Source organism: Streptomyces sp. GS7, from assembly GCF_009834125.1.
In the GTDB taxonomy this organism is placed as follows: domain Bacteria; phylum Actinomycetota; class Actinomycetes; order Streptomycetales; family Streptomycetaceae; genus Streptomyces.
This window is the reverse complement of the sequence record NZ_CP047146.1, coordinates 8,412,231-8,426,103: the sequence shown is the minus strand read 5'-3', so window position 1 is coordinate 8,426,103 and position 13,873 is coordinate 8,412,231. Positions and strand designations below refer to the sequence as shown.

The 13,873-nt window shown below is 70.2% G+C and carries 15 protein-coding genes; 6 read left to right on the top strand and 9 right to left on the bottom strand.

The genetic code is table 11. The features are described 5' to 3' along the window. Positions 1-97 precede the first annotated feature (97 nt). Entirely contained in the window at positions 98-283 is a 186-nt protein-coding gene (locus tag GR130_RS36620) for a hypothetical protein (RefSeq protein WP_159508679.1), read from the bottom strand. 171 nt (positions 284-454) lie between these two features. On the opposite strand from GR130_RS36620, the gene GR130_RS36615 reads away from it, so the two are divergent. After that, positions 455-1,315: a hypothetical protein gene (locus GR130_RS36615; protein ID WP_159508678.1), complete on the top strand. Its 861-nt coding sequence runs from the start codon at positions 455-457 to the stop codon at positions 1,313-1,315. A gap of 161 nt (positions 1,316-1,476) precedes the next feature. After that, complete coding sequence (locus GR130_RS36610) at positions 1,477-1,662, top strand: hypothetical protein (protein WP_201305102.1); 186 nt, start codon at positions 1,477-1,479, stop codon at positions 1,660-1,662. 44 nt (positions 1,663-1,706) lie between these two features. Here GR130_RS36610 and GR130_RS36605 read toward each other — a convergent pair whose 3' ends face one another. After that, on the bottom strand, positions 1,707-2,147 hold the full coding sequence (locus GR130_RS36605; RefSeq protein ID WP_159508677.1) for a metal-sensitive transcriptional regulator: 441 nt from the start codon (positions 2,145-2,147) through the stop codon (positions 1,707-1,709). Between the two features lie 194 nt (positions 2,148-2,341). Here GR130_RS36605 and GR130_RS36600 point away from each other — a divergent pair, with 194 nt between their 5' ends. Both GR130_RS36600 and GR130_RS36595 read left to right on the top strand, forming a co-directional pair. Next, positions 2,342-2,962, top strand: a complete 621-nt coding sequence (locus GR130_RS36600; protein WP_159508676.1) for a DUF47 domain-containing protein — start codon at positions 2,342-2,344, stop codon at positions 2,960-2,962. A gap of 9 nt (positions 2,963-2,971) precedes the next feature. Further along, positions 2,972-3,970 carry an inorganic phosphate transporter gene (locus tag GR130_RS36595; RefSeq protein WP_159508675.1) on the top strand — a complete coding sequence of 333 codons (999 nt, stop codon included), beginning with the start codon at positions 2,972-2,974 and terminating at the stop codon, positions 3,968-3,970. A gap of 184 nt (positions 3,971-4,154) precedes the next feature. Here the strand turns inward: GR130_RS36595 and pstB are convergent, their stop codons facing one another. The 4 genes from pstB to pstS form a co-directional block, all read right to left on the bottom strand. Continuing rightward, complete coding sequence (pstB, locus tag GR130_RS36590) at positions 4,155-4,931, bottom strand: phosphate ABC transporter ATP-binding protein PstB (protein ID WP_159508674.1); 777 nt, start codon at positions 4,929-4,931, stop codon at positions 4,155-4,157. A gap of 38 nt (positions 4,932-4,969) precedes the next feature. After that, on the bottom strand, positions 4,970-6,043 hold the full coding sequence (pstA, locus tag GR130_RS36585; RefSeq protein WP_159508673.1) for a phosphate ABC transporter permease PstA: 1,074 nt from the start codon (positions 6,041-6,043) through the stop codon (positions 4,970-4,972). Beyond that, entirely contained in the window at positions 6,040-7,029 is a 990-nt protein-coding gene (gene pstC, locus GR130_RS36580) for a phosphate ABC transporter permease subunit PstC (RefSeq protein WP_159508672.1), read from the bottom strand. The genes pstA and pstC overlap by 4 nt, the downstream gene beginning before the upstream one ends. A 170-nt stretch (positions 7,030-7,199) precedes the next feature. Then, positions 7,200-8,327, bottom strand: a complete 1,128-nt coding sequence (gene pstS, locus GR130_RS36575) for a phosphate ABC transporter substrate-binding protein PstS (RefSeq protein ID WP_159508671.1) — start codon at positions 8,325-8,327, stop codon at positions 7,200-7,202. Between the two features lie 343 nt (positions 8,328-8,670). Here pstS and GR130_RS36570 point away from each other — a divergent pair, with 343 nt between their 5' ends. After that, a complete protein-coding gene (locus GR130_RS36570; RefSeq protein WP_443043735.1) occupies positions 8,671-9,810 on the top strand; it encodes an NlpC/P60 family protein in 1,140 nt (379 codons plus the stop codon). Between the two features lie 377 nt (positions 9,811-10,187). Next, positions 10,188-11,786, top strand: coding sequence for a PP2C family protein-serine/threonine phosphatase (locus GR130_RS36565; RefSeq protein ID WP_159508669.1), 1,599 nt, complete (start codon positions 10,188-10,190; stop codon positions 11,784-11,786). Positions 11,787-11,894: 108 nt separating this feature from the next. Here the strand turns inward: GR130_RS36565 and GR130_RS36560 are convergent, their stop codons facing one another. From GR130_RS36560 to GR130_RS36550, 3 genes are all read right to left on the bottom strand, one after another. Then, positions 11,895-12,242: a DUF2516 family protein gene (locus GR130_RS36560; protein WP_201305101.1), complete on the bottom strand. Its 348-nt coding sequence runs from the start codon at positions 12,240-12,242 to the stop codon at positions 11,895-11,897. A 247-nt stretch (positions 12,243-12,489) separates the two neighbouring features. Next, on the bottom strand, positions 12,490-13,131 hold the full coding sequence (locus tag GR130_RS36555; RefSeq protein ID WP_159508668.1) for a hypothetical protein: 642 nt from the start codon (positions 13,129-13,131) through the stop codon (positions 12,490-12,492). Positions 13,132-13,164: 33 nt separating this feature from the next. Continuing rightward, positions 13,165-13,620 carry a helix-turn-helix domain-containing protein gene (locus GR130_RS36550; RefSeq protein WP_159508667.1) on the bottom strand — a complete coding sequence of 152 codons (456 nt, stop codon included), beginning with the start codon at positions 13,618-13,620 and terminating at the stop codon, positions 13,165-13,167. Between the last annotated feature and the right edge of the window lie 253 nt (positions 13,621-13,873).

Below are 13,873 nucleotides of genomic sequence, written 5' to 3'. Positions count from 1 at the left end.
CGGTGTCGTGAGTGAAATCCGTTACCGCGCGGTGCTCTTGTGTCCCCCACTCCTCAGATGCGGCGCGGGGGGTAACGGGTTCCCGGAACGGACGGGCTCATTCCACGGGGCGGCCGGCGGCCGGCTCCGGGCCGCCCCCGGCCTCGGCGAGATGGCGCTCGGCATCCGTACGCGCCTGGGAGCGGGCGCGGCGGGCCATGCCGGTCCAGCCGCAGTCGCAGCGGGCCAGGCAGAAGGATCCGCGTTCGACGGTGACGAGGCGGTGCGGGGGGCGGTCGGGCACCCCGCCACGCTACGCGCCCCAGGTGCCGTTGCGTGACGAGCCCCCGGAACAGTCGTTGAAAGGATCGGTCGACGCACCGTCAGTCGAGCGGGCGGCGGAACGTCCGACCGTCCCGAGCGGACCGGCCGGCCCAGGCGGTCCCGGACACAGCGGCCGAGGGGGCTCGTACGCATGGTGGTGCAGGACAGGCGCGGCGGCGGTGCGGTGGCCACGGCCGTGGTGTGCGGGACGGGACTGATGGCGGGACTGCTGGCGACGGGCTGCTCACCGAGCGGCGCCGCCGCGGACGACCAGGCGGCGCCGCCCCGGGCGGCAGCCGCCGAGGTGGTGCGGCACAGCCCCGACACCCTCGCCAGGGCCGGCTCCGCCAAGGTCCGGACGGAGATGGAGACGGTCAGCGGCGGGACCCGGGTGGCCATCCGGGGCGCCGGGAGCTATGACTTCGCGGCCGGTAGCGGGCAGCTGCGGGTGGTGCTGCCGGATCTGAAGGGCAAGCCGAGCGGCGGCCATCAGCCGATCACGGAAATCCTGGCGCCCGGTGCGCTGTTCATGAAGAACCGCGGTGCGGGGGTGCCGGCCGACAAGTGGGTGCGGGTGGACACCGCCTCGCTGGCCGACGGGAACCTGGTCACCGGCGGGGCGACCGATCCGCTGGCCGCCGCCGAACTGCTGCGCGGGGCGCGGAAGGTGACCTACCAGGGCCCGGAGCGGCTCGGCGGGGTCGAGGTGCGGCACTACCGCGGGACGACCGACCTGACCGCGGCGGCGGGCGCGGCGTCGGCGCGGACCAGGCCGGCGCTGGTCGCGGCGGAAAAAGGGTTCACCACGGGTGTGGTGCCGTTCGACGCGTATCTGGACGAGGCCGGGCGGCTGCGCAGGGTGCGGGAGCGGTTCCGGTTCGCCAACGGCTCGCCGCAGGGGGCGTTGGTGACCGCCACGACCGAGTTGTACGGATTCGGTGCGAAGTCGGCGGTGCGGCTGCCGGACCGGCGGGACATCTACTCCGGGAAGATCGCGGAGGCGAAGCCCTAGGGGCGGCCGCCGCTTTCGGGGCCGTGGGTATGCCCGTGGCAGGCGCCGGAGGTCTCTGCCTGGTGGCGGAAATGGTCCTTCCGTGCCATGTGCGGGGCGTGCGGCCGTCCCTACGCTGGCGGGTAACCACCACAGGCGTGGGAAGGCGCTCGAAAGAGGAGGTGTTGGACGTGCCCGCCCATCGCCATCCGACGGTTCAGGACCATGTGGCCCTCGCCGAGATCGACCTCACCGGTGAGTTGATGATCGCGGCGGCCGCGGCGAACGAGGACCGGCTCAGTGCGGACCGGATCGACGAGGTGCTGCACGTGGACGGGGTCGACCGCGAGGCGGCCGAGACCTCCTGACCCGGCCTGACTCGATCCGACGTGACCGGACCGGTCGCCGGACGTCAGGTGCGCAGCATCCGCTCGATGGCCCTGGTCGCCTCCCGGACCTTGGCGTCGATGGCCTCGGGGCCCTTCACGGCGCCCGGAGCGGAGCTCTCGATGACCGCGGCGGCGACGCAGTGCCGGAGGTGCTCCTCCAGCAGCTGGAGGCCGAAGGACTGCAGGCCCTTCGTGCTCGCCGAGACCTGGGTGAGGATGTCGATGCAGTAGACGTCCTCTTCGAGCATGCGCTGGAGCCCGCGGATCTGGCCCTCGATACGGCGCAGTCGCTTGATGTGCGCGTCCTTTTGCTTGGCGTAGCCGTGCGGGGCGTGCGGGGAGGTCTGTGCAGCGTCGTCGGTCACAGCGCCGGGGCCGTCGAGGGGGGCGGATTCGGGGTCGGGGCCGTGGCAGGCCGCGGCGGCTGCGGTGCTGCCGTTGGTGTCGGCGTCCGTCGTCGTCATGGCCATCTCCCGTGGTATTGAGGCGATCCGTATACCCCTGGTGGGTATATCGTAGCGAAGTTTGCGGGCACCCGAGGTACCCCGTGCAGAGCATGCTGCCCGATGGGCGACACTGAAGGAATGCCGGTTAGCTGTGGCTGGATGATGCGCCTAGCATCAACTCGACCGAATCCGATGCACCCCGAGGATTTCACGTGCGCTTTCGTCTGACCCCCAGGGAGACGAGCTTCTACGACATGTTCGCCGCATCCGCGGACAACATCGTCACGGGCTCCAAGCTCCTGATGGAACTGCTCGGGGCGGACGCCTCCGCACGGGCAGAGATCTCCGAGCGGATGCGGGCGGCTGAGCACGCGGGAGACGACGCGACGCACGCGATCTTCCACCAGCTGAACTCCTCGTTCATCACGCCGTTCGACCGCGAGGACATCTACAACCTCGCCTCGTCCCTCGACGACATCATGGACTTCATGGAAGAGGCGGTCGACCTGGTCGTCCTCTACAAGGTCGAGGAACTGCCGAAGGGCATCGAGCAGCAGATCGAGGTGCTGGCGCGGGCGGCCGAGCTGACCGCCGAGGCGATGCCGAACCTGCGCACGATGTCGAACCTCACCGAGTACTGGATCGAGGTCAACCGCCTGGAGAACCAGGCCGACCAGATCCACCGCAAGCTGCTGGCCCACCTCTTCAACGGCAAGTACGACGCCATCGAGGTGCTCAAGCTCAAGCAGATCGTGGACATCCTGGAGGAGGCGGCGGACGCGTTCGAGCACGTCGCCAACACGGTCGAGACCATCGCGGTCAAGGAGTCCTGAGCCCCGGCCATGGACACCTTCGCGCTCGTCGTGACCATTGCGGTCGCGCTCGGTTTCACCTACACCAACGGCTTCCACGACTCCGCGAACGCCATCGCGACCTCGGTGTCGACGAGGGCGCTGACCCCGCGGGCCGCGCTGGCGATGGCGGCCGTGATGAACCTCGCCGGTGCCTTCCTGGGCAGCGGCGTCGCCAAGACGGTCAGCGAAGGGCTGATCGAGTCCCCCCACGGCAGCAAGGGGATGGGCATCCTCTTCGCCGCGCTGCTCGGCGCGGTCGTCTGGAACCTCGTCACCTGGTACTTCGGGCTGCCGTCGTCGTCCTCGCACGCGCTGTTCGGCGGCATGGTCGGTGCGGCGCTCGCCGGCGGCACGACGGTGATCTGGTCCGGGGTGATCTCGAAGGTCGTCCTGCCGATGTTCATCTCGCCGGTGATAGGGCTGATCCTCGGCTACCTCGTGATGGTGCTGATCCTGTGGCTGTTCCGTAAGGCCAATCCGCACAAGGCCAAGCGCGGTTTCCGCATAGCGCAGACCGTCTCGGCGGCGGGCATGGCCCTCGGCCACGGCCTCCAGGACGCGCAGAAGACCATGGGCGTCGTGGTGATGGCCCTGGTCATCGCCGACATCGAGAAGCCGAACGACGCCATTCCGCTGTGGGTCAAGCTGGCCTGCGCGATCACCATGTCGCTCGGTACGTACGCGGGCGGCTGGCGGATCATGCGGACGCTGGGCCGGCGGATCATCGAGCTGGACCCGCCGCAGGGCTTCGCCGCGGAGACCACGTCCGCCTCGGTGATGTACGTCGCGTCGTTCATGTTCCACGCGCCGATCTCCACCACGCACGTCATCACCGCCTCGATCATGGGCGTCGGCTCGACCAAGGGCCCGCGCGCGGTGCGCTGGGGCGTGGCCAAGAACATCGTGATGGGCTGGTTCATCACCATGCCGGCGGCGGCGCTGGTCGCCGGGCTGGCGTACTGGCTGATCCGGCTGGCCTTCGGCTGACGCGACGTCACCGCAGGCCGCCGGCCGCGGCGAGCAGACGGCCGCGGCAAGAAGGGCAAGAGGAAAGGGCCCGCCCCCCGGGAAGGAGGGGCGGGCCCTTCGTCATGCGGTGGCACCGCCATGCAGCACCGCAGGACGCGGAGGGGGCCGGGCGGGACCTGGCGGCCGGGCCCGGCGGTGCGCCCTAGCCGAAGCGGCCGGAGATGTAGTCCTCCGTGGCCTGGACCGAGGGGTTGGAGAAGATCCGCTCGGTCTCGTCGATCTCGATCAGCTTGCCGGGCTTGCCGACGGCCGCCAGGTTGAAGAACGCGGTGCGGTCCGAGACCCGCGCGGCCTGCTGCATGTTGTGCGTCACGATGACGATCGTGAAGCGCTCCTTCAGCTCGCCGATCAGGTCCTCGATGGCGAGGGTGGAGATCGGGTCGAGCGCCGAGCAGGGCTCGTCCATCAGCAGCACCTGCGGCTCGACCGCGATGGCGCGGGCGATGCACAGCCGCTGCTGCTGGCCGCCGGAGAGGCCGGAGCCGGGCTTGTGGAGACGGTCCTTGACCTCGTTCCACAGGTTGGCGCCGATGAGGGACTTCTCGACGATGTCCTTGAGCCGGCTCTTCTTGTACGAGCCGTTCAGCCGCAGCCCGGCCGCGACGTTGTCGAAGATCGACATCGTCGGGAACGGGTTGGGGCGCTGGAAGACCATGCCGACGGTGCGGCGGACCGCGACCGGGTCGACGCCGGAGCCGTAGAGGTTCTCGTCGTCCAGCATCACCTTGCCCTCGACCCGGCCGCCGGGGGTGACCTCGTGCATCCGGTTCAGGGTGCGCAGGAAGGTCGACTTGCCGCAGCCGGAGGGGCCGATGAAGGCGGTCACCGAGCGCGGCTCGATGGTCATGGAGATGTCGTCGATGGCCTTGTGGGTGCCGTAGTACGCGTTCAGGCCGCTGACGTCGATTCGCTTGGCCATGTAGATCACTGCTTCTTTCTCAGGCGGGGCGCCGCGGGTCAGTGCTTCGGGGCTTTCCAGCGGGCGATGCCGCGGGCCACCAGGTTGAGGATCATGACGAAGGCGATGAGCACGAGCGCCGCGGACCAGGCGCGGTCGTACGAGGCGTCGGAGCCCTGCTGCCACTGCTGGAACACGTAGAGCGGCAGCGACTGCTGGGCGCCTTCGAAGGGGTTGTTGTTGATCGTCTTCGCGCCCCACACCAGGAGCAGCACCGGGGCGGTCTCACCGGTGATCCGGGCGATGGCGAGCATGACACCGGTGGTGATGCCGCCGATCGAGGTGGGGAGGACGACCTTCAGGATCGTGCGCCACTTGGGGACGCCGAGGGCGAGGGACGCTTCGCGCAGCTCGTTCGGGACGAGCTTGAGCATCTCCTCGGTGGAGCGGACCACGACCGGCATCATCAGGATCGCCAGGGCCATCGAGCCGGCGAAGCCGGACGGGCCGAAGCCGAGGATCAGGATCCACACGGAGAGGATGAAGAGTCCCGCCACGATGGAGGGGATGCCGGTCATCACGTCCACGAAGAAGGTGACGACCCGGGCGAGTCTGCCGCGGCCGTACTCGACCAGGTAGATCGCCGTCAGCAGACCGATCGGCGCGGCGATCAGGGTCGCCAGCCCGACCTGCTCCAGGGTGCCGATGATCGCGTGGTAGATACCGCCGCCGGGCATCGCGTCCGGGAGGGTGCCCATCGAGTGGGACAGGAAGTAGCCGTTGAGGACCTTGCTGCCGCGGGCGACCGTCTCCCACAGGAGGGAGGCGAGCGGCACGACGGCGAGCAGGAAGGCGATCCAGACCATGCTGGTGGCCAGCCGGTCCTTTGCCTGGCGGGCGCCCTCGACGGCGGCGGTCAGCACGTACGTCCCGAGGATGAAGACCAGTGCGGCGATCAGGCCCCACTGGACGGTGCTGTCCAGGCCGGCGCCCAGTCCGATGCCGCAGCCGGCGCCGACCGCGACCAGCGCGAGGACCGGCGGGGTCCAGCGGGGGAGCCGGGCCTGCTTGAGGGAGAGGGTGCTGCGGGGTTCGGCGACCCGGCGGCGACGGTGGCTGGTGGTGACAGTCATGCTGCGGCCCCCGAGTACTCCTTGCGGCGGGCGATGATCAGGCGTGCCGCGCCGTTGACGAGCAGCGTGATCACGAAGAGAACGAGGCCGGAGGCGATCAGCGCGTTCTGCCCGAAGGTGTCGGCCTCGCTGAACTTGCTGGCGATGTTCTGGGCGAAGGTGCCGCCGCCCGGGTCCAGCAGGCTGGCGTTGATCAGGAAGCTCGGGGAGAGGACCGTGGCGACGGCCATCGTCTCGCCCAGCGCCCGGCCCAGGCCCAGCATCGAGGCGCTGATGACGCCGGAGCGGCCGAAGGGGAGCACCGACATCCGGATGACTTCCCAGCGGGTGGCGCCGAGGGCCAGCGCGGCCTCCTCGTGCATCTTGGGGACCTGGAGGAAGACCTCGCGGCTGACGCTGGTCACGATCGGCAGGATCATGATCGCGAGCAGGATGCCGACGGTGAACAGCGAGCGGGCGGCCCCGTTGCTGTAGCTGAAGATCCCGGTCCAGCCGAGGTAGTCGTTCAGCCAGCTGTAGAGGCCGCCGAGGTGCGGTACGAGGAAGAGCGCGCCCCACAGGCCGTAGACGATGCTGGGGACGGCCGCGAGCAGGTCGATGACGTAGCCGAGCGGCGAGGCCAGCTTGCGCGGCGCGTAGTGCGAGATGAAGAGGGCGATGCCGACCGCGACCGGGACCGCGATGAGCATCGCGACGACCGAGCTGACCACGGTGCCGAAGGCGAGCACCGCGATGCCGAACTTGGGCTCCAGGCCGGCGGCGTTCCAGTCGAGGGTGGTGAAGAAGTTGCTCTTGTCGCCGGATATGGCGAGCACGGAGCGGTAGGTGAGGAAGGCCCCGATGGCGGCCATGATCACCAGGAGGGCGATCCCGGAGCCGCGGGAGAGCCCGAGGAAGATCCGGTCACCGGGGCGGACCGCCTTGCCGGAGACCGAACTGGTCGCCGGTGGAGGCGTGTTGGTTATTGGGGGCGCTGAGTAGTCCATGGTTTCTCCGGTCTGCGGAGCCCGCGGGGGCTCCTGGCGCGGCGGTGCACCGGACGGGCGGCGGCCCCGTGGCCGTACGGACCGGAGGGCTCCGGTCCGTACGGGGGTGAGGGGCCCTGGAGCGGGCCCCTCACCCCCTACGGCGGGAACTGGGGCCGCCGCCCGGAATGTCAGGAGAGCGAGGCGACGGTCTTGCGGACCTTGTCGATCGTCTCGTTGGGGATGGGGGCGTAGCCGAGCGCCTTGAGGGCGTTCTGGCCGTCCTGGCTGGAGACGTAGGTCAGGAAGGACTTGGTCGCGGCGAGGGTGTCGGCCTTGTTGCCCTTGTCGCAGGCGATCTCGTACGTCACGAGGGTGAGCGGGTAGGCGCCCTCGGCCTTGGTGGCGTAGTTGAGCTTCAGCGCCAGGTCGTTGCCCTGCCCGGCCGGCTTGGCCTCGGCGATCGCCTTGGAGGCGTTGTCGACGGTGGCCTCGACCGGGGCCTTGGCGCCGGTGTTGATCTTGACCGTCGGGATCTTGCCGGACGTCGCGTAGGACAGCTCGAAGTAGGAGATCGCGCCGCTGGTCTGCTTGACCTGCGAGGAGACGCCGGCCGAGCCGGACGCCGCCTGGCCGCCGGTGCCCTCCCACTTCTTGCCCGGCTCGTGCTTCCAGGCGTCGGGGGCGGCGCCCTTGAGGTACTTGGTGAAGTTGTCGGTGGTGCCCGAGTCGTCGGAGCGGTGGAACGCCTGGATCTTGAGGTCCGGGAGCTTGGCGCCCGGGTTCAGCTTCTTGATCGCGGGGTCGTTCCAGTTGGTGATCTGCGAGTCGAAGATCTTCGCCAGGGTCGGCGCGTCCAGGACGAGGCTGTCGACGCCGGGGACGTTGTAGCCGACCGCGATCGGGCCGCCGACCATCGGCAGGTCGATGGCCTGGCCGCCCTTGCAGACGGCCTTCGACTTGGCGATCTCGTCCGGCTTGAGGGCCGAGTCGGAGCCGGCGAAGGCGGTCTGGCCCTGGAGGAAGGTGGTGACACCGGCACCCGAGCCCGTGCCCTGGTAGTTGATCTCGGTGCCCGAGCAGGCGCCCGAGTAGCTCTGCACCCAGACGTCCATGGCGTTCTTCTGCGCCGTCGAGCCGGACGCGAGGAGCTTGCCCTTGCCGTCGCACTTGATGTTGGCCGCCTTGGCGGAGCTGCCGCTGCCGCCGCTGGAGCCGCTGGTGTTGTCGGAGCCGCACGCGGTCAGGGCCAGGGCACCGGAGACGGCGAGAGCGCCAACGGCGAGGGCGCGAACCCGGTTCTTGCGCTGAAGCTTCACTGTCGAGAGTTCCTTCCTGGTGCGCGCCGTTTCCTCGGCGTGCGGGTGGTGACGGGATAGGGCGGCATCACGTTGCCTTCCGGCGTGACGCGCACTCGGTACGGCCGAAATTAGGTAGATCAGGTGAAGCGGCCGATGGAGCAGAGTGAACGCACGGTGAACCTCGGCCGTCAGCTGGGTGCGAGGCGAGAAGCACTCCGTATCCCGTACAAAACGGCTCGTCGCTCTGTTGAAGTACCGGTCGGTATGGCAGCATCCGCGCCGAAGGAGCGCGCACGAATCGGTGCGGAACGACCGGAGGTGACTGGTGGGGAGCCAGGGGGCACGACAGGGCGTTCGGGGCGTGGGTGAGGATCGGGGCGTACGGGGTGTACGGGGCGTAACGGCGACGCAGGCCGCGCGGGCGGTCAGAGGCGGCCGGCTGGCGGTCTGCACCACGGTCGTCCTCTGTGCGACGGGGCTGCTCGGCGGCACGGCGACCGCGGCGCAGCGCAGTCCGGACCCGACCGGCGAGGCCCGGCACCTGGAGGACGTCCGCAAGGAGATCGAGGGCCTCTACCGCAAGGCGGAGCAGGCCACCGACGCCTATGACGCCGCGGAGGAACAGGTACGGCTCCAGGAAAAGGAGATCGTCGACCTCGCCCGCACCATCGACGGCGCGCAGCGCAAACTCGCCGCCCTCAAACGCCAGGCCGGCGCGCTGGCCAGTGCCCAGTACCGCGGCGGCGGGATCCCCACCGAGGCGAAGCTGATCCTCAGCGCCGACCCGGAAGCCTTTCTCGACAATGCCGACCTGGCCCGCAAGGGGCAGCAGGCGGCCAAGGGCGTGATCAACCAACTCACGCATCTGAAAAGCGACTTGGAGGGCTATGCGCGGTCCGCCAGCGACCGGTGGGAGCAGCTGGAGGCCAACCGCAAGAAGAAGGACGCGGCCCGCAAGGAGATCAATAGCAAGATCGACGCGGCGAAAGCGCTGGAATCCCGGCTGGCCGCCAAGGAAAAGGACCGGCTGCGGAAACTGGAGGACGACCAGGCGCTGCTGGCCCAGCAGAAATGGCTCGACTCCGGCGTACTGAAAGAGATCACCAACAAAGCATCCGATCAGGGCAAGAAGGCGATTTCGTACGCGACCACGCAGATCGGCAAGGATTACGTCTGGGGGGCGGTGGGTCCGGACACGTTCGACTGCTCCGGGCTGACCCTGCGGTCCTGGCAGGCCGCCGGCCGGACGATTCCGCGGACCTCGCAGGAGCAGTGGCGGCAGCTCCCGAGGGTGGCGCTCAGGGAAATGCGGCCCGGCGACTTGATCATTTATTTTTCCGACGCCAGCCATGTCGGCATGTATCTCGGCGACGGCGCGATCGTGCACGCGCCGCGGCCCGGGCGGCAGGTGACGATCACCGGTGCCGGCTCGATGCCGATCCTCGGTGTCGTACGCCCCGACGGGGATTCCGGCGGCGGTGTCAATAGCGGGGTGGAGTGATCCCGGACATTTTCGGCCGGCCAGTATTTGCCGAATGGCGGTGCGAAGGGCCGGATTGTTTAATTTCGGAGGAGTGGCCGAGGGGTGCGAACAGGTGCCCATCCGTAGTGGACTCGTAGCTGAATGCGGTCGTCCGGGGTGATGTTCGTCATTCCGATTTCCACCCGCCCCAGGTGAAATCGCTTATGAGCCGCGGCATATGACGTTGGCGGATTGCCTTGGCCCATTCCATGCCGGGCCGTACTGGCGCTATGGTCGCCATTCGACGCCCGGCAGAACCCCACTCATTCGACCAACGAGCGCGGCCGAGCCGGACGTGGTGATGTGCCGGTCGGCGCACCACCGCACCCCTCGGGGGGAGGGAAGGAAGCAGACCCATGCCCGTACCCGCACCGCACCGGCGGTCGGTCGTGCTGCCGCACCAGGCGGCACCGGTGGACGACGGCTGCGCGGAGAACGCCCGCGCGGCGGCCGTCGGCGTACCGGCGCACGGGGGCTGCCTCGGGACTGCGCGCACGCCGGAGGCGGTCGGTACGCCCCTGGCGGCGTCTCCTGCGGCCACCGGCTCCGCCCCGCTGCCCAAGGGCCTCCCGGAGTCCCGGCTTCCGCACCAGGCCACCGAGCGTCGACTTTCGGCCGAAGAGGCTGCTGCCCACCTGGCCGACGACCATGCCGCCGACCCCGCGACCGGTGTGGTGACCCCCGCCACGTCCGACGGGTCCTCGGCCAAGGGCGCCGCCGGCGGGGAGTCCACCCGCGAGGAATCGGCCACCCCGGACTCCCGTCCCCAGGTGTCCACACCCCAGGGCCTGACCCTGCTCCTCATAGGCGAGGACCCGAACAACCACGTCCCGGAGATGTGGGACTGGGCCGGCCGCAAGGTCCGGCTGCGCACCGCCCGCAACCTCACCGAGGCCGAGCGGCTGCTCACCGACGACGTGCACTGCATCCTGCTCGACCTCACCCCGGCCGACGGCGAGGAGCGGGCCGCCGACGCCGCCCGGGGCGACGAGCTGGGCGCGCTCCACGACGTGCTGCGGATGGCTCCCGCACACGCCGTCCTCGTCCTCACCTGCGAGACGGACGCCGAGCGGGCCGCGGACGCGGTGCGCGTCGGCGCCCAGGACTACCTCTTCCGCGACGAGCTGGACGGCGCGGTGCTCAGCCGCGCGGTGCGCTACGCCGTGGAACGCAAACGCGCCGATCTGGCCCAGCGCCAGCTCACCGAGTCCCGGATGCTCGCCCAGGAGAACGCCCGCCTGGAGCGCGGCCTGCTGCCGACACCCCTGCTGGACGGCTCCGACCTGCGGTTCGCCGCCTGCTACCGCCCCGGGCGCAGCCGCGCCCTTTTGGGCGGCGACTTCTACGACACGGTCCGCACTCCGGACGGCACCGTCCACGCCATGATCGGCGACGTCTGCGGCCACGGCCCCGACGAGGCCGCGCTCGGCGTGGAACTCCGCATCGCCTGGCGGGCGTTGACCTTCGCCGGGCTGTACGGCGACGAGCTGCTGGCCACCCTCCAGAAGGTGCTGGAGAACGAGCGTGCCGACGACGAGATCTTCGCGACGCTGTGCACCGTCGACATCTCCGAGGACGGCCGTCGGGCCGGCCTGTGCCTGGCGGGCCACCCCGCGCCCCTGCTGGCCCGCGCCGGGGAGCAGCCGCAGCTGCTGCCGTACGAGTTCGGCGGCCCGGCGCTGGGGCTGCTGCCCGACGCCCGCTGGCCGCGCCGCCAGGTCGAACTGGGCAGCGCCTGGAGCCTGATGATGTACACCGACGGTCTCATCGAGGGCCGCATCGGCGAGGGCAACCAGCGCCTCGGCCAGGAGGGCATGGCCGAACTCGTCACCCGCCAGCTGGCCGCCGGCCTCCAGGGCGAGGAACTGCTGGACGCCTCGGTCCGCGAGGTGCGCGATCTGAACGGCGGGGAACTCACCGACGACGTGGCCGTGCTGCTGCTCGACCGCCGTTAGGCACGGGCCGGCGGGGCGCCGGACGCACTACCGCGGCACCGACGAAACCGGGCAGGTCCCTCGGGGGGACCTGCCCGGTCTGTCGTCAGTCGCCGCGCTCGGGTGTGCTCACCGGCGGCCGTTGTACGGCCCGTAGGGACCGTCCGAGCTGGAGCCGCCGCCGCGCCGCGGTCCGCGCCCGCCGCCGGTGACCTCGCGCAGCGCGGGGCGGACGTCCACGGTGTAGACGATCACCGCGATCACGCCGATGATCGGCAGGAACGACATCAGCGGCAGCAGGAACAGCAGCGCCGTGGCGAGCCCCAGGAAGATCAGCCACATGCCCTTGTTCTGCTTGCTCGCCGCGCGATAGGCGTCCTCGCGGCGCACCGCCGCGTCGACGAGCATCACCGCGGCGAACACGCCGAGGGCGAGCTGCACCCAGCTCAGAATGCTCTGGAACCCGTAAATCAGCACGCCATCCACCGCCCGTTGGCCGTTCGCCAGCAATCTCGGTCTGTCACTCGGTCTCTAGTGGCCGCTAGAACTTCCGCCGGACCTTCTGCCCGAACCTCTGCGCCCACCGTACCCGCACAACGGGCCGGACACGTGGGGAGTGCCCGGCCCGTTCGGATCCGCGGGAATCCGCTGCGATCCGGGGTGCCGCCGATCGGTCAGCCGCGCACGGCAGGCCGGCTGCCGCCGTGCCGTCCTGTGCTCCGGCTCACTTCGAGGTCGGCGGGGTGTTCTTCCGCGCCGGGCCCGACGCCGGCTTGCGCGGCGCGGCGGGCTTCTTGGCCTCGGCGGGCCGGGGCTGCGTCGACGCGGTGGCCTTGGCCTCGGTACGGGCCCCGTTGGCGGGCACGGTCTTCGGGCGGCCGGCGGCGTCCGAGCTGTTCTTCGCGTCGCTCTTGCCCGCCTGCTCCGGCTCGATCGCCACCGCCAGCTCCTCGACCTGCTCGGCGGCTCCGCCGCGCCAGGTCTGCACGGCGCCCCGGCCGCGCTCGGCCAGCTCGTCGTACGTCTCGCGGGCCTGCACCGCGACCTCGGCGGCCCGGCCGACGCCGCGCAGCGCCAGCTCCTGGGCCTGGTCGCGGAACTTCTTCAGGTCGCCGTCCAGCGAGCCCAGCAGCTCGACGAGCTTGTCCTGGGCCTCCTTGGCCTGCTTGGCGACCAGCGCCTGGACGTCCTTGGGGTCGGTGCTGCGGACGGACTCGAAGCGCTTGGGCGCCTCGGCCCGGATCCGCTCGACCAACTGCGGCACCTCGCCCAGCTTCTCGGCGGCGAGATCGGCGGTGCCGGCCAGCGCGTACAGCGGGGTCGCGTCGGTCAGGGCCTTGCGGAGGTCATCGGTGTTGATGGCCATGACGTGGTTCCTCCTGGAAACGAATGCGGTTGCTCAGGTGGCGTGCGGGCCGCCGTCGGCCTCTGCCTCATGGGGGTGCGTCGCGCCGGGGCCTTCTTCTTCTCCGCCGCTCGCGCCGCTGTCGTCCGCGCCGTCGCCGGCGATCCCGTTCTCCTTGCGGAAGGACTCGTAGATCTGGAGCAGCACCTGCTTCTGCCGCTCGTTCAGCGACGGGTCGGTGAGTATCGCGGTCTGCACCTCGACCCCGTCCAGACCGCGCCGCTCGTCGAGGATCCCGGCCTGGACGTACAGCGTCTCCGCGGATATCCGCAGCGCCTTGGCCAGCTGCTGCAGGATCTCCGCACTCGGCTTGCGCAGGCCGCGCTCGATCTGGCTGAGGTACGGGTTGGACACCCCCGCGGCATCGGCCAGCTGCCGCAGGCTCAGCTGCGCGGTGCGCCGCTGCTCCCGCAGGAACTCGCCGAGATTGCCGACATTGAGTGATGCCATGTCTCGATGGTGCACGCTGGTGCTAACTTTTGCAAGCAAGCGCTAGCTGGAGTGTGTGTTGTTGCGTGGTGTTCCAGCCGTGTGTTCCCGCCGCATGTGGTCGAGCGCGCGAGTAGTCGGTCGCTGGGAGACCGCCCGCCGCCGCGACGCCTGACGGCTGGAGCACTCGCCTGCGCGCAGCCATCGGGCGGGCCGCACCGGGCCGTTCGTCGGGCCGGCCGGCCGCGACGCTCGGAGTGGCCGGCCGGCGTGC

Coding starts and splice junctions, on each gene's coding strand:
- pstC (WP_159508672.1), bottom strand. CDS start 7,029: ATGGACTACTCAGCGCCCCCAATAACCAACACGCCTCCACCGGCGACC.
- GR130_RS36615 (WP_159508678.1), top strand. CDS start 455: ATGGTGGTGCAGGACAGGCGCGGCGGCGGTGCGGTGGCCACGGCCGTG.
- GR130_RS36555 (WP_159508668.1), bottom strand. CDS start 13,131: ATGGCCATCAACACCGATGACCTCCGCAAGGCCCTGACCGACGCGACC.
- GR130_RS36595 (WP_159508675.1), top strand. CDS start 2,972: ATGGACACCTTCGCGCTCGTCGTGACCATTGCGGTCGCGCTCGGTTTC.
- pstB (WP_159508674.1), bottom strand. CDS start 4,931: ATGGCCAAGCGAATCGACGTCAGCGGCCTGAACGCGTACTACGGCACC.
- GR130_RS36565 (WP_159508669.1), top strand. CDS start 10,188: ATGCCCGTACCCGCACCGCACCGGCGGTCGGTCGTGCTGCCGCACCAG.
- GR130_RS36550 (WP_159508667.1), bottom strand. CDS start 13,620: ATGGCATCACTCAATGTCGGCAATCTCGGCGAGTTCCTGCGGGAGCAG.
- pstA (WP_159508673.1), bottom strand. CDS start 6,043: ATGACTGTCACCACCAGCCACCGTCGCCGCCGGGTCGCCGAACCCCGC.
- GR130_RS36605 (WP_159508677.1), bottom strand. CDS start 2,147: ATGACGACGACGGACGCCGACACCAACGGCAGCACCGCAGCCGCCGCG.